Origin of the sequence: Gordonia jacobaea (assembly GCF_965344965.1) — a bacterium.
Classification (GTDB): Bacteria; Actinomycetota; Actinomycetes; order Mycobacteriales; family Mycobacteriaceae; genus Gordonia; species Gordonia jacobaea.
This window is the reverse complement of record NZ_CBDRLS010000007.1, coordinates 121,550-141,851: the sequence shown is the minus strand read 5'-3', so window position 1 is coordinate 141,851 and position 20,302 is coordinate 121,550. Positions and strand designations below refer to the sequence as shown.

Sequence of the window (20,302 nt, the reverse complement as noted above, 5' to 3'; positions counted from 1 at the left end):
CGGCGGTCAGCGGGTGGCTGAGGTGCTGGATTTCGGCGCTGACCTGCGGGAGCGCGGTCTCTTCCAGGTGGCGTGGGCGCCGGATTCCGCGGCTGCTGCTCGTGCGGCGACGGACCACCGCGGCGCCGCATGTAGCGCGGATCTGGCTCATTCATCAGATCAAATGTACGCGGGCGCTCAGGCCTCAAGCGTCATTCACGCAGCGCACGGGCCGATGGCGTCGAGTGCTCACCCGACCCAACCGAGGTGATCGTGGAGGAGCGCGTAGCCGATGAACGCGACGACATCGATTACCGCGTGCGCTATGACCAGCGGCCACACCCGGTTGGTGAGCTGGTAGTAGCGCCCGAAGACGAGGCCCATCACGACGTTCCCGACGCCCGCGCCGACACCCTGGTACAGGTGATAACCCCCACGCAGTAGAGCGCTCGCGGCCAACGACATGTTCTCCGACGCCCCGAGTTGCCGTAGGCGCGTGATGAAGTAGGCGACGACGATGATCTCCTCCGCGGCCGCGTTGCCGATTGCGATGGCGATCAGCACTGGCCAGCGCCACCACGGACCGTCGACTTCGCTCGGTACGAGGTGAGCGTTCATTCCGAGAGCTCGCGCTGCGGCGACGAGTGCCAACCCGGGCAGTCCGATCGCGGCAGCGAGGACAAGTCCCGGTGGAACGTCGCGGCCGCTCAGGCGGGCGAGTCCCAAGGCGCGCAGGCGCAGGCCGGACCGCCAGAGGAGATAGACGCCCAGGCCGGCGATCGCGAACAGTCGGAGCACGCTCATGAGCTGTCGCAGGAAATCAATCAGTCCGACGGACGAGCGGCTCGGATTGAGCGCGACCGTAGCGTTGCCGACTCCGCTGGTCAGCTGCAGTTCGATCAGCGAGAGGATGGCCGAGATCGCCGAGAAACCGAAGGTCAATACACCGACGATGACCAGCTCGACGATCAGCGCACGTCGCTCGCGGGGGTCGTCGACCACCTCGACGACTCGCTGCGGGGCCGGTCGGACGATCGCAGCGATCCCACGCGTCACGTCGACCATGGCCGACAGCCTACGGCGCCGGCTGGGAGCGAGGCGGCACGGGAGCAGAGGCCAGCGCGGTCGGTCAGGAACTAGCGGAAGAGTCGCGCCGACGGGCCGGAACTAGGGGAAGAGTCGGGCGCGCGGTCGGGCAGCCCTCCTGACCGCGCGCCCTGGCAGTCCAGTCGATGTCAGACGAGGGGTCTTCCGATTCGACTGGGCGGGGGTGGTCTTCGATTAATCCGGCAGGCTGTTCATAAACGGACAGCCAGCCAGGTTGCGTAGCGCCCGCGACAACTCGGTGACGTCGTTCACCGGATGGGGGAAGGGAAGTCGGACGTCGGAGTCGCCTGCCGAACCCTCGACGCGGAAACGCAGTCCGAACCGGTCGAGTCCGAGTGGGCGCACCCGGCCCTGGCGGAGGTGACGCGGAAGTCGACGTGCGAGTTGTCCGACGATGTCGGCGTGCGCGGCGTCGAGGTGGCTGATCCAGTCGTTCTCGTACTCCCAGAACGGGTCCGGCTCGGCGCGAGCGAGTTCGTCCGCGGGAACCGAGGCGGCGCCGGCACCGCTCGCGACGACGGCGGTCTCGATCTGCAGCCGCATCATCGACCGTCCGTGGCCGATGTCGAGGAGTCCTTCGTCGGGGTGTTCCGTGGCGATCTCGACGGCGAGGTCGCGTTCGAGATTGGCCGGGATGTGATGCAGCCGTCCATTGAGCCAGATCAGGGAGCGGACCCGTTCGCGCAGGTCGATGGGTGCGCAGTCGGTGACCTCGACCATCGCGGGTAGGCCGTCGGGACTCTCGGTGGCCGCACGCATCGCCGGTCCCGCAGTGGGGACCAGGACGAATGCCTGTGTGTCGAAGAGGTGGACCAGGTCGACCTGGGTCGGGGTGGCGAGGTCGGCTTCGTGGCTGTGCAGTGCACTCTGCGAAGGCTCGACGGGCGATTCGACGGCCAGCATCGCGCTTCCCGCCCTTCGACATGCGGTGGCGATGACCTCGGCGTCCGTCGGTCTGTCGGTGACGGCTCGTGTCATTCGGTGCTCACTCCCGGTCGGCTGATGTGCTGTCCAGCTCATAATAGGTAACCCTAACCTAAAGTCGTTTCGGGTGATCCGTCAATGGTTGTGATCGCGCGGAATCTGACGAGCGCACGGCTGACGCGCTTTGATGCGCTCGGCGTCGGACGACCGTTTCTTCGTGGCCCACGGTTTGTCTGCGCAGGTCAGGGAGATGTTCACCTTGTGTCGACTAAGCTCGGGTCGTGTCAGTGTTCGCGTACTTCGGTCCGGCAGGGACCTTCACCGAGATGGCGTTGGACAAGATCCTCGCGACCGAAACGGGTGCCGCAGGGGTCCCGCGCCGCGACGATCACGACGAGGTGACCAAGGTTGCGGCGGCCAGTCCGGCCGCTGCGATCGCGTTGGTCCGCTCCGGCGACGCCGACTTCGCGTGCGTTCCCATCGAGAGTTCACTCGAGGGATCGGTACCGGCGACGATGGACGCGCTCGTCCCCGACGGCTCCAAGCGCGTGCAGGTCGTCGCCGAAACCGTGCTCGACGTCGCATTCGCCATCGCCGCTGCCACGGCCATCGATGCGTCGCAGGTGCGACGGATCGCCGCGTACCCCGTCGCGTCGGCACAGGTTCGATCCTCCGTCGAAAAGCTGTATCCGGGAGCCGAGTTCGTCGTGGCGTCGTCGAATGCCGGTGCGGCACAAGATGTCGCGGCCGGTAAGGCCGACGCCGCGGTGACCACGCGTCTGGCAGCGGAACTGTCGGAGCTGACCGTGATCGCTGACGAGGTTTCGGATGCTGTCGACGCCACGACGCGATTCCTCCTCGTCGGCAGACCGGTGTCGCCTCCGCCGCCGACCGGCGCCGACCGCACCGCCGTCATCCTCGAACTGCCGAACGAGCCCGGTAGCCTCATGTCGGCGATGAATCAATTCGCCTCGCGTGGAATCGATCTCACCAGAATCGAATCTCGACCGCGGCGCGACCCGGAAACTGGCGAATCCAATCCCGGGCAGTACCGATTCTTCCTCGACGCCGTCGGGCATATCGACGACGACGCGGTTGCCGAAGCGCTCCAAGCGCTCTACCGCGAAGCCGAACACATTGTGTACCTCGGGTCGTGGACGGCGCGCGGGGTGATCGGCTCGCCGCCGCCGGACCATCGGCCGGGCAAGGAATGGGTCTCGGCGATGCGTCGAGGACTGGGAGATGGCGACGACGTCAAGGATGGTGATGACTGATGGCCCGCCTGTATCTGGTCCGCCACGGCGAGACGACGTCGAATGTGATGCGTCGACTCGACACCGCACTACCCGGCGCCTCGCTCACTGATTTCGGTGTGCGACAAGCGGTTCGGTACGGCTTGGAGAATCCGATCACGCGCACCGATGACTCCGACGCCCCGGTGCTCCTGAGTTCGCAGGCGACCCGCGCCCAGCAGACCGCGGAGGTCATCGCGTCGGTCTGGGGCGCGGACGCCGATATCGTGCCGGGGGTGCACGAGGTGCAGGCCGGCGAGCTCGAAGACCGCACCGACGACGAGGCTCACGGTGTCTTCCGCGAAATCATCGACCGTTGGTACTCCGGCGACCCCGACGCCCCGATCCCCGGCGGCGAATCGCTCACGATGGTGTTCGAGCGGTATCTGCCCGCCGTCACCGATCTCGCGCAGCGCTATCTCAGCGGACCCGGCGCCCGCGACGTCTACCTTGTCAGCCACGGCGCGGCGATCAGGCTCGTCGCTGCACACCTCGCGGGGATCGACGGAAGGTTCGCGGCCGCAACACATTTGCCCAACACCGGCTCCGTCGAATTGGAGTACACCGACGGACTGTGGGTCCCGCACCGCTGGGGCGCCACCCGCGCCCCGTTCGAACTCGTCGACGAGCCACTCGTCGCCGACCCGATGGGGTAGCGGGCCGGGGGCGCGTGCGGCGCGACGTCCCGGCCCGGGCCCCGAAGCCCCGATCCTCAGCCCCAGCCGTGGGCGTGGAGCCAGGCGTCGTCGATGCCGAAGTGGTGGGCGATCTCGTGGATGACCGTGACGGCGACCTCGTGGACGACCTGCTCGCGCGTATGGCACATCCATAGGATCGGCTCGCGGTAGATGGTGATGGTGTCGGGTAAGAAGCCGCCGTAGTCGTGGTCGCGGCTGGTGAGCGCGACGCCCGAGTACAGCCCGAGGATGTTCGGCGACTCGGGGTTGTTCGGCTCGACGAGGATCACCACGTTGTCGATGGCGTCGGTCAGTTCCTTCGGGATGGTGTCGAGTGCATCGGACACCAGGCCCTCGAACTCGTCGTCGGACATGGCGACGGGCATGGGTGTACTCCTGATCAGCCCGCGGGGGCGGGGACCTCTTCGGGGTTCGGTTGGATGCCGGGCGGTAGTGGGACGGGCGTGGGCAGCACGCGGCCGGGGGGCGCCTGCGGGGGCGGTGCCGGAAGCTTGCCGTTGATCAGGAGTGTCTGTCGCGCGTCGCCGACGAGCGTCGCGAATCCACCGCGATCGGGTAGCCCGATGTAGCAGACCACCTTGCGGCTGCCCGCGAGCCAGCTCGGCTCGCTGATGACGGACCACTGAGTGTTGAGTGTGGTGGCGTCGAGCTTCTCCTTGCCGCCGAGGAATCGTTGCGCCTGCGCCGGGCAGATCCCGGCCAAGAACTTGTTCTGATCATCGATCTGCGGCCACGGCTTACCCGACGTCCGATTTCCGAAGCGCGCAGAAAGGTCGACGATGCCGGTCGTCTGGAACGCGTGCGGTTCACTGCAGCCGACGACGGTGGCGGGCACCGTGGGGCGTCGAGTCTGCTGATCGATACCGATGCATGTGCCGGGTGGCCACGAGAACGATTGGTCGTTGTCGATGACGCGTCCCGCCACCTGGTCTGGCTGGCCGCCCTTGCCCGTCTGTTGCAATCCGCAGCGCAGTTCACGAGCACCCTTGTCCCACTGAGCTTGTGACGGATACATCATCCCGACGGAGAAGCGTCCCTGCGGGTCGAGCTTGCCCTGCAAATAGTCGTCGACGATGACCGGGCACTGCTCGTCGCGAATCGCGGCGAGTCGCTCGGCCCCAGGCCACGCCGCGGAGTCGCCGAATTCCGATCCGGGAAGAAGCGCGGTGTTGAGCGGACCGGCCACCTCGAAGCGATGCAGCTGATCGCACGCGACCTTCGACGGCTGGCCGGGCTGCCCGTCGGGCCAGTCGAGGCAGTCACCGGCGACCGATCGCGTGAACGCGTTCTGTGTCAGACGTTCGTTCTCGCCGATGTCAGTGCTTCCGACGTTCCCGTTGTCGGTGAACGAGCCGAGCGCAAACGCGATACCGCCCGCGACAATCGCGCCGATCACTATCGCCGCCAGCACCACCCGCATCGGGTTCGCGGCGAGTACTCCACTCACTCCGCGTCGACGCGTGGGTTCTGCGGTGGCTGCTTCGTCTTCGACGACGGGTCGGTCGGTCTCCGGCTCGTCGCTCTCTTCCGCCCCAGCCTCAACGCCCGCTTCGGCACCGATGGGCTCGAACTCTTCGGTGACCGGCTCGAACTGCTCGGTGACCGGTTCGACGTGGTCGGTCGCCGAGGGGTCGGGCATCTCGTCGTCGGACACCTTGTCGGGATCGTCGTTCATCGGCATCCATCATGCACTTTCCGAGCGTCCGGGTGCGCCGATACCTGTGCTTAGACTCGGACGGGTGAGCGCAGAAGACCCCGAACCGAGTGCCGACGTCCAGGAATTGGCCGGACGACTCTTCGACATGGCCCGCTCGGGCGACGCCCCATCCCTCGCCGCCTACCTCGACGCCGGCGTGCCCGTTGACCTGCGCAATCAGTCGGGTGACTCGTTGCTGATGCTTGCCGCGTACCACGGCAACGTCGAGGCGGTGACGGCTCTCACCGAGCGCGGCGCCGACGTCGACCTCGCCAACGACAAGGGCCAGACACCGCTCGCGGGTGCCGTGTTCAAGGGATTCGACGACGTCGTCGCGGCATTGGTGAAGGCCGGAGCCGACCCTTTCGCGGGAACCCCGAGCGCCGACGACGCGGCGTCGATGTTCGGCCGAGCCGACTACCGCGGGCACTGGCAGTAACCGCGGCAACGTCCGACGATCCGCCCGCCGGGCGCTCCAGTATCGTTGACAGGCGTGATCGACCTCAAAATCGTCCGCGACGACCCCGACCTCGTCCGCGCCTCGCAGCGCGTCCGCGGAGAAGACCCCGGCCTCATCGACGTTCTGCTCGACGCCGACTCGACGCGTCGATCAGCCATCGTCGAAGCCGACTCGCTGCGCTCCGAGCAGAAGGCTCTCGGTAAGCAGGTCGGCAAAGCATCCGGCGACGAGAAGGCCGCGCTGCTGGCCAAGGGCAAAGAGCTCGCCGATCAGGTCAAGGCTGCTGTCGCGCGGCAGAACGAGGCCGACGAGGCCGCGTCGAACGCGCAGCGCGCGATCTCCAACATCGTCGAGGGTGCGCCCCCCGGAGGCGAGGACGACTACGTCGTTCTCGAGCACGTCGGCCAGCCGCGCGAGATCGAGAATCCCAAGGACCACCTCGAACTCGGTGAGTCACTCGGCCTCATCGACATGGAGCGCGGCGCGAAGGTCTCCGGCTCGCGGTTCTACTTCCTGACCGGTCAGGGCGCCATGCTGCAGCTCGGACTGCTCACGATGGCCGCGCAGAAGGCCACGGCCAACGGGTTCACGCTGATGATCCCGCCGGTGCTGGTCCGGCCGGAAGTGATGGGCGGAACCGGCTTCCTCGGCGCACACGCCGACGAGGTCTACCACCTCGACAAGGACGACGATCTCTACCTCGTCGGAACGTCGGAGGTGCCGCTCGCCGGCTACCACATGGACGAGATCATCGACCTCTCCGACGGCCCGAAGCGCTACGCCGGATGGTCGACGTGCTTCCGACGCGAAGCGGGTAGCTACGGCAAGGACACTCGCGGCATCATCCGCGTGCACCAGTTCGACAAGGTCGAGGGCTTCGTCTACTGCAAGCCCGAAGACGCCGCGGCCGAACACCAGAAGCTCCTCGGCTGGGAGAAGGAGATGCTCGCCGCGATCGACGTCCCGTATCGGGTCATCGACGTTGCCGGAGGCGACCTCGGGTCGTCGGCCGCGCGCAAATTCGACTGTGAGGCATGGGTTCCCACCCAGCAGACGTATCGCGAGCTGACCTCGACGTCGAATTGCACGACGTTCCAGGCGCGTCGCCTGTCTATCCGGTACCGCGACGAGTCGGGTAAGCCGCAGGTCGCCGCGACCTTGAACGGGACGCTCGCCACCACACGGTGGCTCGTCGCCATCCTGGAGAACCATCAGCAGGCCGACGGTTCGGTTGTGTTGCCCGAAGAACTCGCGCGGTTCGTCGGTACCGACGTGCTCAAGCCCAACGCCAAGACTCAGTAGCGCCGCATGACGCGTGGTGTGACGGCGACTCGTTCGCGGTGTGTGCTGGTGTCGCAATGACATTCGGAATCATCGTCGCGGTGATCGGCGCGCTCTCGTTCGCGGCGGCATCTGTCTTACAGGCGCTCGGCGCGGAGCGGGTGGCGCAGCGGGCTCAGCACAGGACCGAATTGCGTTCGAACACACCACATCCGACGCTGCGCTCCACTGCGGCGACCATGCTGACGGTGCCGTTCCTCATCGGATTCGCGTTTGACATCGTCGGTTTCGTCGCAACCATCGTGTCCGCGCGCCTGATCCCGCTGTTCCTCTCGCAGACCATCATCTCTGCGCGGATGGTCGCGACCGCGGTACTCGCCGCGATCGTGCTGAAGGTGAGTCTCACCTGGAGAGAATGGGTTTCGGGGGCGGTGGTCATCCTCTCGCTGATCCTGCTCGCGATATCTGCCGGGCGCGAGGGCTCCGACTACGACGCCTGGATGGGCTGGGCGACGCTCGTTGCCGGACCGTTGCTGATCGTGATCGGCATCGTGGGAGCTCGAGTGCTCAAGCGCCGAATCGCGGCATTCGCGGGACTGATCGCGGGCGCGATCTTCGGGGTCATGGCCGTGGCTTCCCGTGTGCTGACGGGTGTTTCACCGTTGCAGCCGGGAGTGCTCTTCACCGACCCCGCCCTCTATGCGCTCCTCATCAGTGGCATCGGCGGCTTCTATCTGTTCACCGTTGCGCTGCAGACGGGTTCGGTCAACGGCGCGGCCGCGGCACTCGTCGTCGGACAAACGGTGCTTCCGGGTGCCGTTGGCATCATCTTTCTCGGCGATGTCACGCGCTCCGGTTGGGGGCCTGCCGCAATCGTCGCGTTCGTGGCCGCTGTCGTCGGCGGCGTGATCCTGGCATCGTCTGGCGCTGTGACGGCTGTCGAGAAAGCGGAATCGGTCAACCTCCCCGCCGGCTACGGGCACGGCAGCTGATACGTTCGGCCGTCGCGTTGCCGTGACGTCCCGTTCTCTCCACGCGGATGATGAATACTGAACCGCATGGTCATCGGCATCGTTGCCGCGATTCTCGCGGCGTTGGCGTACGGCACGGCGTCGGTCCTGCAGGCGCGAGGTGCGCAGAGCGTCGAGGATGGCACGGTCGGGGCCGCACCGTCGTTGCGTTCGACGGTCACCGCCATGCTCACGGTGTCATTCCTGCTCGGGCTGGCGCTCGACGGGATCGGCTTCGCGGGAAACCTGGTTGCGGACAGGCTCATTCCGCTCTTCCTCGCGCAACCCATCGTGAGTGCGAACCTGGTTGTCACCGCGGTGTTGGCGACGTTGGTCCTCGACGCTCGGCTCAGCCGTCGAGAGTGGACCGCGGTGGCCGTCGTGGTGATCGCGCTCGTCGTGCTCGGCATCGGTGCCGGCGAGGAGGGCCACCGCGACCACAATTGGCTGCACTGGGCACTGCTCGGTGTGGGTGTTGGTCTCTTCTTGGCGGTCACCGCTGTGACCAGAGTGATTCCGAGGGGAGTCGCCGTTGTCGCGGGACTCGGCGGCGGTGCGCTGTTCGGTCTGATGGCCGTGGCGATCAGGATTCTCGACGGCGTCGACCCGTTCGACGTCGGCACGATACTCACCGACCCGGCCGCGTACGCGGTGGTGATCTGCGGCGTGGGCGGGTTCTATCTGTTCACCGTCGCGCTGCAGACAGGAGCGGTCAGCGCCGCGGCGGCGTCGATCGTGGTCGGCGAGACGGTGGTTCCCAGCGCGCTGGGAATTGCGCTGCTCGGCGACAGCACCCGTCCCGGCTGGGCGGTGCCGACGCTGATCGCATTCGCCGCCGCGGTGAGCGGAGCGATCGTCGTCGCGACGTCGTCTGCCGTCGAGGCGACGGAGTCCGCGGCCTGACGCGGGGGTGGTTTCGACTCGGGTGTTCGCTGCGCTCACGCCCGCTCAACCAGCGGGGCCAGCACCGCTGATCGGGTTGGCCACCGCTGATCGGGCTGGACCACCGCGCATCGGGCTGACCACCGCTAATCGAGCCAATCCGCTGATCGAGCTTGTCGAGATCACTCGCCGCGGTGGGTGTGGTTTCGACTTGGGTGTTCGCTGCGCTCACGCCCGCTCAACCAGCGGGGGCACGCCCGCTCAACCAGCGGAGGGGCACCACCGCTGATCGAGCTGCTCACCGCTGATCGGGCTGACCACCGCTGATCGAGCTTGTCGAGATCACCAGCACCCAGCGGTCAGACGCTGGCCGTGCTGGCCGTCACCTGCACGCGGTGGGCGTCGTTGAGATTCTCGACGGCGGCCTCGATTTCGGCGGCGCGCTGCTGGCCGTCCCAGCCGAGGATTTCGGCCATGGCGTCGCCGAGCTCGGTGAGTACGGCCGCGGTCACTCCGCCGACGAAGGCCAGATCGGTTCTGCGCAGCAGGATGTCGCTGATGTGCACGGCCTGCTCCGTCTCGATCATGTAGCGAAGCTCGGCGGTCGAGAGTCCGCTGGCGGGCAGCGGTGCGTCGGGGCCGGTGGTGATCGCTGCGATGACCTCGCTGGCGCGGGTGCCGTAGCGGGTGAGCAGCTCATCGGCGCGGTCGGCGGGTACGTCGCCGCGTCGGCTGGCCACCCATGCTCGACGCTGCGCGTCGGTGGTCGGGTAGTCGCGGCCGCCGCCGATGGGCAGTCCTACGGTCGAGACCTGCCGGGCAGCGCCGAGCAGCTCCATGATGCGATCCGACAACTGCTCGCCGAGGGCGCGGAACGTGGTCCACTTACCGCCGACCAAGCTCAGCACCGGCACCGAAACCCCGGGCAGCTCAGTACGTTCGACGTTGTAGTCGCGCGAGACGAAGCCCGGTGTCGTGTCGTCGTGGCGGGGCAGCGGGCGGATGCCTGAGAACGAGTACACGATGTCGTCGCGGGAGACGGCGATATCCGGGAACACATGCTTGATGAGATCGAAGAAGTAGTCGATCTCGTCGTCGGTGCACCGCGTCGGCGTGCTCGGGTCGGCGTCGATGTCGGTGGTGCCGACCAGGACTCGATCCTTGAGCGGGTAGATCAGCACGATGCGACCGTCGGAATGCTCGAAGAAGATCTCGCGCCCACGAGTGGCCTCGACGAGGTCGGGGTGATCGAGAACGATGTGAGATCCCTTGGTACCACCCATGTATCGGGTATCACCACCGAGCGCGTCGTTGGTGAGATCGGTCCACGGACCACTCGCGTTCACGATGACCTCGGCAGACACGGTGAACTGTTCGCCGCTGACACGATCGGCGAGCACCACCTCGCCGTCGCGAATCGCGATGGCTTCGACATGGTTGGTCGCACGGGCGTGCGGGCCGGTGGCCAGGCCGTCCTTGAGGACGTCGAGTGCCAGACGCTCGGGATCGTGCACGGAGGCATCGAAATAGGTTGCGGTGTAACGAATACCGGAGTTCAGTCGCGGCATGTCGGCGCGAGCCTTGTCGCCCGCGCGGAACTTGTGACGTGGCACCCGGCGCTTACCGGCGCCGGAGAAGGCGTCGTACATGACCAGTCCGGCCTTGATCAACGCCGCGCCCCGCTCGTTGGGCTTGCCGGTGTTGTGCGTGAGAAAACGCCTCGGCGCGTTCAGGATTCCGCTGAACGTCGAGAAGATCGGGACGGTGGTCTCGAGGGGCTTCACGTAGTGGGGTGCGATCTCGAGCAGGCCGTTGCGCTCGTGCACCGACTCACGGACGAGTCGGAACTCGCCGTTCTCCAGGTAGCGGATACCGCCGTGGATCATGTGGCTCGACGCCGACGACGCGCCGCTGACCCAGTCGTCGCGCTCGACGAGCACGACGTCGATGCCCTGCAGTGCGAGGTCGCGGAATGTGGAGATGCCGTTGATGCCGCCACCGATGATGAGGACCTGTGCCGACGGGCGCTCGGTGAGCGTCGCGACGCTTGGCCGGAGCGGTGCGGTCGAGGTGGTGTTTTCGGTCATGATTCCATCCTGATGGTCACTGCACATAAGAGCAATATTTCTGCACATATGTGCAAGGGTGGGTTTTGCTGGTAGAACGTGTGGGGTGGAAAGAGTCGCGGCCGACGATCCGAAGCGCAGTGCGCTCGCGGTGCGTGCGGCGCATCTGTACTACATGCAAGACCTCGACATGGCAGCCATCGGTCGCGAGCTGGGGATGAGCCGGTCGTCGGTGTCGCGACTGCTGAGCTTCGCCCGCGCCACCGGCCTCGTCGACATCACGATCCACGCGCCGGCGGGTAGAACCGGCGAGGTTGCCGACGAGTTCGGCCGACGCTTCGGTGTCAACGCAGCGGTCGTGCCGACGACCGCGCAGATGTCCGACGCCGACCGACTCGAGCGCGTTGGGCAGGAAGCGGCGCGATCGCTGGGCAGGATGTTGGAGGCCAATACGACGCTCGGTATCGCCTGGGGCGCCACGATCAGCGTCGTCAGCAGACATGTTGTGCCAAAGGAACTGTGGAACACGCAGATCGTGCAGCTCAACGGTGCGGGTAACCCGACGAGTTCGGGAATCGACTACGCCAGCGAGATCCTCCGTAGGTTTGCCACGGCGTATTCGGCTCGCGTGGAACAGTTCCCGGTGCCGGCGTTCTTCGACGACCCGAACACCAAAGTCGCGCTGTGGCACGAGCGCAGTACCAAGCGAGTCCTCGACGTCCAGCAGACGATGAACGTCGCGCTCTTCGGGCTCGGTGCCCCCGACGCCGACGTCCCCAGCCACGTCTACACCGGCGGCTACCTCGAGCCCGCCGACTTTGCGTCGCTGCGCTCCGAGCGGGTCGTCGGCGACGTCGCGACGGTGTTCTACCGACACGACGGCAGCGACGCGGGGATCGAGTTGAACAAGCGATCCTCCGGCCCGGACCTGGACGTGATCCGGGCCGTCCCCCGTCGTATCTGTGTGGTGTCGGGAGAGTCGAAAGCCGCTGCGACAGAAGGCGCTTTCGCAGCGGGACTGATCACGGACATCGTGCTCGACGAAAACCTCGCCCGACTGCTCATCCACCGCGACACGACGCACCATGTGCGACGCGGCGGGTGAATGGCAGCCGGGCAACGGTGACATCGTCAGTCCACATCGACCCAGTCGAGCGTGCGCTCAACGGCCTTGCGCCACTGCTTGTAACCGGCTTCGCGCTGGTTCTCGTCCCACTCCGGCTCCCACCGTCGGGCTTCGTTCCAGTTCTCGCGTAGTTCGTCCGTGTTCTTCCAGACCCCGACGGCCAGCCCGGCCGCGTACGCCGCGCCGAGTGCCGTTGTCTCGGCCACGACCGGTCGGCTGACCGGAACGCCGAGCACATCGGCCTGGATCTGCATACACAGTTCGTTGGCGGTGACGCCGCCATCGACCTTCAGAACATCAAGCGTCACACCGGAATCGGCGGTCATCGCCTCGGTGACGTCACGCGTCTGGTAGCAGATCGACTCCAGGGTGGCACGCGCGAGGTGTGCGTTGGTGTTGAATCGCGAGAGTCCGACGATCGCGCCGCGCGCATCCGACCGCCAGTATGGAGCGAACAAGCCGGAGAAGGCAGGCACGAAGTAGACGCCGCCGTTGTCGTCGACCTGGCGCGCGAGTGCCTCGGATTGTGATGCGCCACTGATGATTCCGAGCTGATCGCGCAGCCACTGGACGGCGGAGCCGGTTACCGCGATCGAGCCCTCGAGTGCGTATACGGGCTTCTCCTCGCCGAGCTGGTAGGCGACGGTGGTCAGCAATCCCGACTTGCTCCGCACGATGTCGGTACCGGTGTTGAGCAACATGAAGTTGCCTGTGCCGTAGGTGTTCTTGGCCTCACCGGGGGCGAAGCAGACCTGGCCGACGGTCGCCGCCTGCTGGTCGCCGAGCACGCCGGTGATGGGAACCTCGCCTGCGAGCGGTCCGGTCGATTCGGTGACACCGAAGGCCTTGGGGCTCGACGACGGCAGGATGTCGGGAAGCATCGCGCGCGGAATGTTGAACAGGGACAACAGTTCGTCGTCCCAGTCGAGGGTCTCTAGGTTCATCAGCATGGTGCGGCTCGCGTTGGTCACGTCGGTGACGTGTTCGCCGCCGCGATAACCGCCGGTGAGATGCCAGGTGAGCCAAGTGTCGGTGGTGCCGAAGATGGCGTCGCCGCTCTCTGCCGCCTCACGGACGCCCGGCACGTTCTCGAGGATCCACTGGATCTTGCCGCCTGCGAAGTAGGTGGCAGGCGGCAGTCCCGCCTTGTGTCGGATGGTGTCGCCGTGTCCGTTTCGTTCCAGTGCGCTGGCGATCTTGTCGGTGCGGGTGTCCTGCCACACGATCGCGTTGTAGTACGGGCGTCCCGTTCGACGGTCCCAGACGACGGTGGTCTCGCGCTGGTTGGTGATGCCGAGGGCGGCAAGGTCGCTCGAGGTCAGCCCGGCTTTGCCGAGTGCAGTCTGGATGACGGCCGATGTCCGCTCCCAGATCTCGACCGGGTTGTGCTCGACCCAGCCGGCGCGGGGGAGGATCTGCTCGTGTTCGAGTTGGTGGCGGGCGACCTCGTTACCGGCGTGGTCGAAGATCATGAATCGGGTGCTGGTGGTTCCCTGGTCGACGGAACCGACGAAATCTGGCATGGGTGTATCTCTCGTTCTCGATGAAGTCAGGTGTCAGGTGATGAGTGTGTTCAGTGTCGCGCGCTGATGTGCTCGGGTTCGGTGGGTTCGGAAACACCGATCTCCTGGCTGTCGTCGCCCTCTGTCGGGAGGAAGCGTTCGATGCCGAAGACGAAGATCGCCCCGCCGAGTAGTCCACCGATGATAGGCGCGACGATCGGTATCCAGAAGTAGAGTTCCGGACCGTTCGCGGAGTACATCGCGTCGCCGTATCCGGTGATCAGCGACGCAAGTCGCGGACCGAAGTCACGGGCCGGGTTGATGGCGTAGCCGGCGTTGGTGCCCCATGCCATACCGATCGCGACGACGAGGATGCCGATGATCAGCGGCGCCATGTTGCCCAGCGGAGGATTGTTGACCACGCAGGTCAGGGCAAAGATGACGGCGACGAGGATCGCGGTGCCGACGATCTGATCGATGAATGCGGTGGTCAGCGAGACGCCGCTGCCCGGGGACGTCGAGAAGATTCCCTGAGTCGCCTTGGTGTGGTCGGGGTCGATCGCCTTGATCTGGTCGGCGTAGGTGTAGCGGACGATCAGCGCTCCGATGAACGCGCCAACCATCTGCGCGGCGATGAACGGTGCGACCTTGCGGCGGTCGAAGCCCTTGAACGCGGCCAGGGCGATGGTGACGGCGGGGTTGAGGTGCGCGCCGCTGAGGCGACCCGCGACATAGACGGCAAGCGCGACGCCGAAGCCCCACGCGAATGCGATCGAGTTGTGGTCGCCCGCACCGAGCGTCTTGGGGAAGCCTCCGCAGACGACCTGGGCAACCACACCGCAGCCGAACAAGATGAGGATCATCGTGCCGAGGCATTCTGCGGAGAGTTCACCCACCAGCGGGGTTTTCTTCGTCATGGTTTCACTCCTTTGTGACCGGCTCGATGTCCTGATGGTGTTGTCGGTACCAGCCGGATGGAGGAGAAAGTATGCCGAGACTGTGACCCAGATCAATGATTGTCGTTCGACAATGTCGAACGAAGGTCGGCCATTCTCGATCGCAAGGAGTGTAAGCGGCCGTAAAGTCGAGCAAACGGAGCACGTTCACAAGGCTCACGGGACCAGTTGTAGGACCAGTGGGACTCCAGGGAGGAGGCAAGGTGCCGGGACCAATCCAGTCGATCCAGCGCGCCGCTGCCGCGCTCGACCTGCTCGAGCGCAGTCCGCGGTCGTTGTCGCTCCGTGAGATCGCGGCCGAGTTGGGCCTACCGAAGGCGACGGTGCACGGCATCCTCGGCACCCTTCTCGATATCGGCTATGTCGATCAGGACGAGGACGGCTCCTACCTCACGGGCGTGCACCACAACGGCTCGCCGTCGAATCTCGACGGCAACGTGTTGCGGTCGGCGGCGATGGGGTGGTGCGACACCCTGGCGGCGATGCTCGACATGCAGGTCTGGCTCGAGGTGCTCGACACCGACGCCGCTGTCGTCGTGCATCACGTCTTCAGGCCCGACGACTCGCCCCAGCGGATGCGCGTCGGCGAGCGCGTGCCGTTGCACGCATCGGCTGGCGGCAAGTTGCTTCTTGCGTACTCGCAGAATCGGGATCGGTTGTTGCGCAACATGATTCTGGACAGGTTCACCTCGGACACCGTTGTCTCTCGCACCGATCTCGCCGCCGAGATCGCCACCGTGCGTCAAACCGGACTGGCCACCGAACACGGAGAATATGAACGCGGCAGTGCGGCGACGGCCGTCCCCGTCCACGGTCGCAGGCCCGGTGAGATCGGCGCGCTCGTCGTCGTCGGACCGCCGTCGACGATCTTTCGGTCGGGCACGCTGCCGCGCAACGTCGTGATCGATCAGATGCGACAGGCCGCGACGTCGATCGACCGGGAGTTGGGTGCTGCGCGGTGAGCGTGAAGGCCAACGACGGTTCGGTCGTCGCGGCGATCGATGTCGGCACGACGTCGTCGCGCTGCATGCTCTTCGATAGGCACGGCCGCATGGTCTCGATCGCCCAACTCGAGCAGAAGCAGTCGTTCCCGCGGCCCGGTTGGGTGGAGCAGAACGCGCACGAGCTGTGGGTCAACGTGCAGAAGGTCGTACCCAAGGCGCTGGCCCTCGCCGGCCGAACCCCGTCGGACGTAGTCGCGCTCGGCGTTGCCAACCAACGCGAGACGACGGTCATCTGGGATCGGCGTACCGGCCGCCCCCTCGCCCCCGCGATCACCTGGCAGGACACGCGTACCGGGCCGATGGTCGACCAACTCGGTGAGCATGCCAGCGAGATCCGCGACGTGACAGGACTCGACCCCGCGACCTACTTCGCCGCGCCGCGTCTGCGCTGGCTGCTCGACAACATCGGCGGCGCGGAAGCGTCGGCCCAGCACGGCGAGGTTCTCTTCGGGACGTTGGAGACCTGGCTCATCTGGAACCTGACCGGTGGCCCCAAGGGCGGCATCCACATCACCGACGTCACCAATGCCAGTCGCACCCTGTTGCTCGATCTTCGACGACGCGACTGGAGTTCACGAATGCTTCGTCTCCTCGACATCCCGGAGGCGATGATGCCGCGGGTCGTCGGCAGTAGCGAGGTGTATGCCAAATGTGCCCGCGTCCTGCCCGGCGTGCCGATTGCCAGTGCCCTCGGAGATCAGCAGTCGGCATTGTTCGGCCAGACGTGCTTTGCTCCCGGTGACGTCAAATGTACCTATGGCACAGGCGCTTTCGTGCTGATGAACGTGGGAACGTCGATTGTCCCGTCGGCACGTGGCCTCGTGCCGACCATCGCCTACAGCCTGCCGGGCGAGGCTCCGGTGTACGCACTCGAGGGTCCGATCGCGATGACGGGCTCGTTGGTGAACTGGTGCCGAGACCAACTCGGCCTGATCGACACCGCGCCGGAGATCGAGACGCTCGCGCGCACCGTCGACGACAACGGCGGCTGCTACGTGGTACCCGCCTTCTCCGGACTGTATGCGCCGCACTGGAATTCGGAGGCGAGGGGAATCGTCACCGGGCTGACGTCGTATGTCACAAAGGGGCATCTTGCCCGCGCGGTGCTCGAGGCCACCGCGTGGCAGACGGCCGACGTCGTCGAAGCGATGCGCGACGTCGCCGGGATACAACTGCAGCGGCTGGCCGTCGACGGTGGGATGACGGCGAACAACCTGCTCATGCAGCACGTCGCCGACGTCCTCGACGTTCCGGTCATCAGGCCATTCGTCTCCGAGACGGTGTCGCTGGGCGCGGCATACGCCGCGGGACTGGCCGTCGGCTACTGGGACGATCTCGATTCGCTGCGGGAGAACCGCCACGTCGCGGCGTCGTGGACGCCGGCGATGGATCCGCAGCGCAGGCGTCGGGAAGCGGCGGGCTGGCAGTCGGCGGTGCGTCGAGCGCTCGCCGACGTCTGAGCGTCGAGACGCGATCGAGATGCGGCGGTGTCGGGTGCATTGCAGATCTCGTGGCAAAGCTTCGACATAGCGGCTAACGTCGAAACTGAGGTTCCTCTTCGCGTGACCGGGACGGGCGATCGACGTCCCGGGAGTTCCGTTGTGTCGGCTCCGGCCACGTCGCTGCTGCCGAGACATCCGCATGGCTACACGAAAACTGCGCGTGCCCTCCTGAATTCGTGCTCAGTGAATGCTCAGTGAAGTCGCGCCCGAGTGAAGTGAGGAAGCTTTGTCCGAATCATGGTTTGGTAGCGACCCTTTCAGCAGCAACGACGCCTTCGGCGACATCTTCAACAGGTTCTTCGGCAGCAGCGGTACCCGTCCGCAGGTACAGCGCGTCGACGTCAATCGATTGTTCAGCGACGACACCAAGCGACTGGTCTCGGTGGCCGCGCAGGCAGCCGTCGAATGGGGCAACGCCGAGATCACCCCCGAGCACCTCCTGTACGGCGCCACGCAGGTCGAGCCGTCGCGTTCGATCATCGAGCAAACCGGCCTCGACCCGGAAACCGTCGCCTCGCAGATGCAGGCGATCTCCTCGGTCGACGGCGGCGGCACCAGCGACGAGAGTCCCGGTCTGAGTCCCGCGGCGCGGCAGGCGCTGCGCAATGCGCAGCAGCAGGCGGCTCGTGCGAACGTCGGCTACGTGGGGCCGGAGCACGTGCTCCTCGGCATCGCGATGTTGCCGTCGGACATCCCGGCTGCGCGAGTGTTGAAGGGCGGGGCGGGAATCGAGGAGGGACGCAAGGCCGAGGCCAAGCCTGCAGCACAGTCGGACACCCCGACACTCGACGAGTACGGGCGCGATCTGACCGAACAGGCCAGGGAGGGCAACGTCGATCCCGTGGTTGGCCGCAACGACGAGATCGAGGAGACCATCGAGATCCTCTCGCGGCGTCGGAAGAACAACCCGGTGCTGATCGGCGATCCCGGCGTCGGAAAGACGGCGATCGTCGAAGGTCTCGCGCAACGCATCGTCAACGGCGACGTCCCGTCGACGCTCGCGGGGCGACGCGTGATCGCGCTCGACATGAGTTCGATGGTCGCGGGCGCCAAGTATCGCGGTGAGTTCGAAGAGCGGCTGACCAAGGTGCTCGACGAGGTGCGGGAGCACTCCGACGAACTCGTCCTGTTCATCGACGAACTGCACACCATCGTCGGCGCCGGATCCGGCGGCGAGGGTTCGATGGATGCGGGCAACATGCTCAAGCCTGCCCTCGCCCGGGGCGAGTTGCACACCATCGGCGCGACGACGATCGACGAGTACCGCAAGTACATCGAAAAGGATGCGGCACTCGAACGTCGCTTCCAGCCGGTGATGATCTCCGAACCGTCCGTGGACGACACGATCCAGATCCTCGAGGGTCTCGCCGACGTCTACGAAGAACACCACCAGGTGCGGTACACGAAGGAATCCCTCGTCGCCGCAGCCGAATTGACCGACCGCTACGTCACCGACAGGTTCATGCCCGACAAAGCGATCGACGTGATCGACCAGGCGGGTGCGCGAGTCCGGTTGCGTACCAAGACTCCCGACCCCGAGACGCGAGAGTTCGAGGAGGAGGTCGCTCGCCTCGAACGCGAGAAGGAATCGGCCGTCGCCAACGAGGACTACGAGCGCGCGAACCAACTCAAGACCGAGATCGACGAGAAGCGCGCGAATGCCGGTGCCGCGGGTCAGTCGCCGACGCCGGAGGTGACCGTCATGGACATCGCCGAGGTGGTGTCGAGGCAGACCGGAATCCCGGTGTCGGAGTTGACCACCGAGGAGCGCGAGAAGTTGCTCGGCCTCGAGAACACACTGCACGACAGGGTGATCGGCCAGGACAAGGCGGTGACCGCCGTGGCCGAGGCAGTGCGCCGGGCGCGGGCTGGACTCTCCGATCCCAACCGGCCGATCGGATCGTTCCTCTTCCTCGGGCCGACCGGCGTCGGCAAGACGGAACTAGCGAAAGCCCTTGCCGCAGCGGTCTTCGGCGACGAGGACCGGATGATCCGCTTCGACATGAGCGAGTTCCAGGAGAAGCACAACGTCGCACGACTCGTCGGTGCACCTCCCGGATACGTCGGATACGACGACGCCGGTCAGCTCACCGACAAGGTTCGCCGCCAGCCGTATTCGGTGATCCTGTTCGACGAGATCGAGAAGGCACACCCGGACGTGTTCAACGTGCTGCTGCAGTTGCTAGACGACGGTCGGGTGACCGATGGTCAGGGTCGCACAGTCGATTTCAAGAACACGCTGGTGATCATGACGAGCAACATCGGTTCGGATCTCATCCTCAACGCACCCGACGGTGACGTGGAGAAGGTGGTCCCCGACGTGATGGATCTGCTGCGCCAGCGGTTCCGTCCCGAGTTCCTCAACCGGATCGACGAGACCGTCGTATTCGATCGACTCGACAAGACGCAACTACGCCAGATCGTCGACCTGACTCTCGACGGAACGCGACGCATGCTGAAGTCGCAGAGCATCGGACTCGACGTGACCGACGCCGCGAAAGATCAACTCGCCGAAGAGGGTTACCAGCCGGAGTTCGGTGCGCGCCCACTGCGGAGGTTGATTCAGAAGCAGCTCGACAACGAGCTGTCGAACCTCGTGCTCAAGGGTGCGGTCGAACCCGGCGACACTGTCGTCGTCGACGCGGGAGAGCCGAGGCTCACCCTGTCGGTGAAGAAGGACGCAGCGGCTTCGGCTCCGGCCGACGAGCTCGCTGAGGCGCCCGCGACGTCCGCAGAACCGACCAAGACTGATACGTCCGCTACAAAGGAATCCCAACAACCAGCCGCATCCGGTGCGGCACAGGAGAACTGACACAC

Annotated in this window: 17 protein-coding genes; 10 read left to right on the top strand and 7 right to left on the bottom strand. The window is 65.9% G+C overall.

What is annotated here, in order from left to right:
- Positions 1-228: 228 nt before the first annotated feature.
- Both ACRVY7_RS21060 and ACRVY7_RS21055 read right to left on the bottom strand, forming a co-directional pair.
- The gene (locus tag ACRVY7_RS21060; protein WP_431818518.1) at positions 229-1,044 is read right to left on the bottom strand and encodes a CPBP family intramembrane glutamic endopeptidase; all 816 of its coding nucleotides are present in this window, start codon (positions 1,042-1,044) and stop codon (positions 229-231) included.
- 216 nt (positions 1,045-1,260) lie between these two features.
- On the bottom strand, positions 1,261-2,064 hold the full coding sequence (locus ACRVY7_RS21055; protein ID WP_431818517.1) for a DUF2470 domain-containing protein: 804 nt from the start codon (positions 2,062-2,064) through the stop codon (positions 1,261-1,263).
- A 227-nt stretch (positions 2,065-2,291) separates the two neighbouring features.
- On the opposite strand from ACRVY7_RS21055, the gene pheA reads away from it, so the two are divergent.
- Together pheA and ACRVY7_RS21045 are read left to right on the top strand one after the other, a co-directional pair.
- Positions 2,292-3,284, top strand: a complete 993-nt coding sequence (gene pheA / locus ACRVY7_RS21050; protein WP_431818516.1) for a prephenate dehydratase — start codon at positions 2,292-2,294, stop codon at positions 3,282-3,284.
- Positions 3,284-3,958 (top strand): histidine phosphatase family protein, encoded by a 675-nt coding sequence (locus ACRVY7_RS21045; protein ID WP_431818515.1) that lies wholly within the window; start codon positions 3,284-3,286, stop codon positions 3,956-3,958. The genes pheA and ACRVY7_RS21045 overlap by 1 nt, the downstream gene beginning before the upstream one ends.
- Before the next feature lie 56 nt (positions 3,959-4,014).
- On the opposite strand, the gene ACRVY7_RS21040 is transcribed toward ACRVY7_RS21045, so the two are convergent.
- Both ACRVY7_RS21040 and ACRVY7_RS21035 read right to left on the bottom strand, forming a co-directional pair.
- Positions 4,015-4,365, bottom strand: coding sequence for a metallopeptidase family protein (locus ACRVY7_RS21040; protein WP_431818514.1), 351 nt, complete (start codon positions 4,363-4,365; stop codon positions 4,015-4,017).
- A 14-nt stretch (positions 4,366-4,379) separates the two neighbouring features.
- On the bottom strand, positions 4,380-5,681 hold the full coding sequence (locus ACRVY7_RS21035) for a septum formation family protein (RefSeq protein ID WP_431818513.1): 1,302 nt from the start codon (positions 5,679-5,681) through the stop codon (positions 4,380-4,382).
- A 58-nt stretch (positions 5,682-5,739) separates the two neighbouring features.
- On the opposite strand from ACRVY7_RS21035, the gene ACRVY7_RS21030 reads away from it, so the two are divergent.
- The 4 genes from ACRVY7_RS21030 to ACRVY7_RS21015 all read left to right on the top strand — a co-directional run bounded on the left by ACRVY7_RS21030 (position 5,740) and on the right by ACRVY7_RS21015 (position 9,350).
- Positions 5,740-6,135 carry an ankyrin repeat domain-containing protein gene (locus ACRVY7_RS21030; RefSeq protein ID WP_431818512.1) on the top strand — a complete coding sequence of 132 codons (396 nt, stop codon included), beginning with the start codon at positions 5,740-5,742 and terminating at the stop codon, positions 6,133-6,135.
- A 54-nt stretch (positions 6,136-6,189) separates the two neighbouring features.
- Complete coding sequence (serS, locus tag ACRVY7_RS21025; RefSeq protein WP_431818511.1) at positions 6,190-7,458, top strand: serine--tRNA ligase; 1,269 nt, start codon at positions 6,190-6,192, stop codon at positions 7,456-7,458.
- 56 nt (positions 7,459-7,514) lie between these two features.
- The gene (locus tag ACRVY7_RS21020) at positions 7,515-8,429 is read left to right on the top strand and encodes a hypothetical protein (RefSeq protein ID WP_049700215.1); all 915 of its coding nucleotides are present in this window, start codon (positions 7,515-7,517) and stop codon (positions 8,427-8,429) included.
- A 66-nt stretch (positions 8,430-8,495) separates the two neighbouring features.
- Positions 8,496-9,350 carry a DMT family transporter gene (locus ACRVY7_RS21015; protein ID WP_431818510.1) on the top strand — a complete coding sequence of 285 codons (855 nt, stop codon included), beginning with the start codon at positions 8,496-8,498 and terminating at the stop codon, positions 9,348-9,350.
- A 338-nt stretch (positions 9,351-9,688) separates the two neighbouring features.
- Here the strand turns inward: ACRVY7_RS21015 and ACRVY7_RS21010 are convergent, their stop codons facing one another.
- Entirely contained in the window at positions 9,689-11,416 is a 1,728-nt protein-coding gene (locus ACRVY7_RS21010) for a glycerol-3-phosphate dehydrogenase/oxidase (protein WP_049700213.1), read from the bottom strand.
- An 85-nt stretch (positions 11,417-11,501) separates the two neighbouring features.
- Here ACRVY7_RS21010 and ACRVY7_RS21005 point away from each other — a divergent pair, with 85 nt between their 5' ends.
- On the top strand, positions 11,502-12,500 hold the full coding sequence (locus ACRVY7_RS21005) for a sugar-binding transcriptional regulator (protein WP_431818509.1): 999 nt from the start codon (positions 11,502-11,504) through the stop codon (positions 12,498-12,500).
- Between the two features lie 26 nt (positions 12,501-12,526).
- On the opposite strand, the gene glpK (ACRVY7_RS21000) is transcribed toward ACRVY7_RS21005, so the two are convergent.
- A complete protein-coding gene (glpK, locus tag ACRVY7_RS21000) occupies positions 12,527-14,044 on the bottom strand; it encodes a glycerol kinase GlpK (RefSeq protein ID WP_049700211.1) in 1,518 nt (505 codons plus the stop codon).
- A gap of 50 nt (positions 14,045-14,094) precedes the next feature.
- Entirely contained in the window at positions 14,095-14,940 is an 846-nt protein-coding gene (locus ACRVY7_RS20995; protein ID WP_431818508.1) for an MIP/aquaporin family protein, read from the bottom strand.
- A gap of 242 nt (positions 14,941-15,182) precedes the next feature.
- On the opposite strand from ACRVY7_RS20995, the gene ACRVY7_RS20990 reads away from it, so the two are divergent.
- The 3 genes from ACRVY7_RS20990 to ACRVY7_RS20980 all read left to right on the top strand — a co-directional run bounded on the left by ACRVY7_RS20990 (position 15,183) and on the right by ACRVY7_RS20980 (position 20,297).
- The gene (locus ACRVY7_RS20990) at positions 15,183-15,941 is read left to right on the top strand and encodes an IclR family transcriptional regulator (protein ID WP_331436395.1); all 759 of its coding nucleotides are present in this window, start codon (positions 15,183-15,185) and stop codon (positions 15,939-15,941) included.
- Entirely contained in the window at positions 15,938-17,443 is a 1,506-nt protein-coding gene (gene glpK / locus ACRVY7_RS20985) for a glycerol kinase GlpK (RefSeq protein WP_431818507.1), read from the top strand. The genes ACRVY7_RS20990 and glpK (ACRVY7_RS20985) overlap by 4 nt, the downstream gene beginning before the upstream one ends.
- A 268-nt stretch (positions 17,444-17,711) precedes the next feature.
- Positions 17,712-20,297, top strand: a complete 2,586-nt coding sequence (locus ACRVY7_RS20980) for an ATP-dependent Clp protease ATP-binding subunit (protein WP_431818506.1) — start codon at positions 17,712-17,714, stop codon at positions 20,295-20,297.
- The last annotated feature ends 5 nt before the right edge of the window (positions 20,298-20,302 follow it).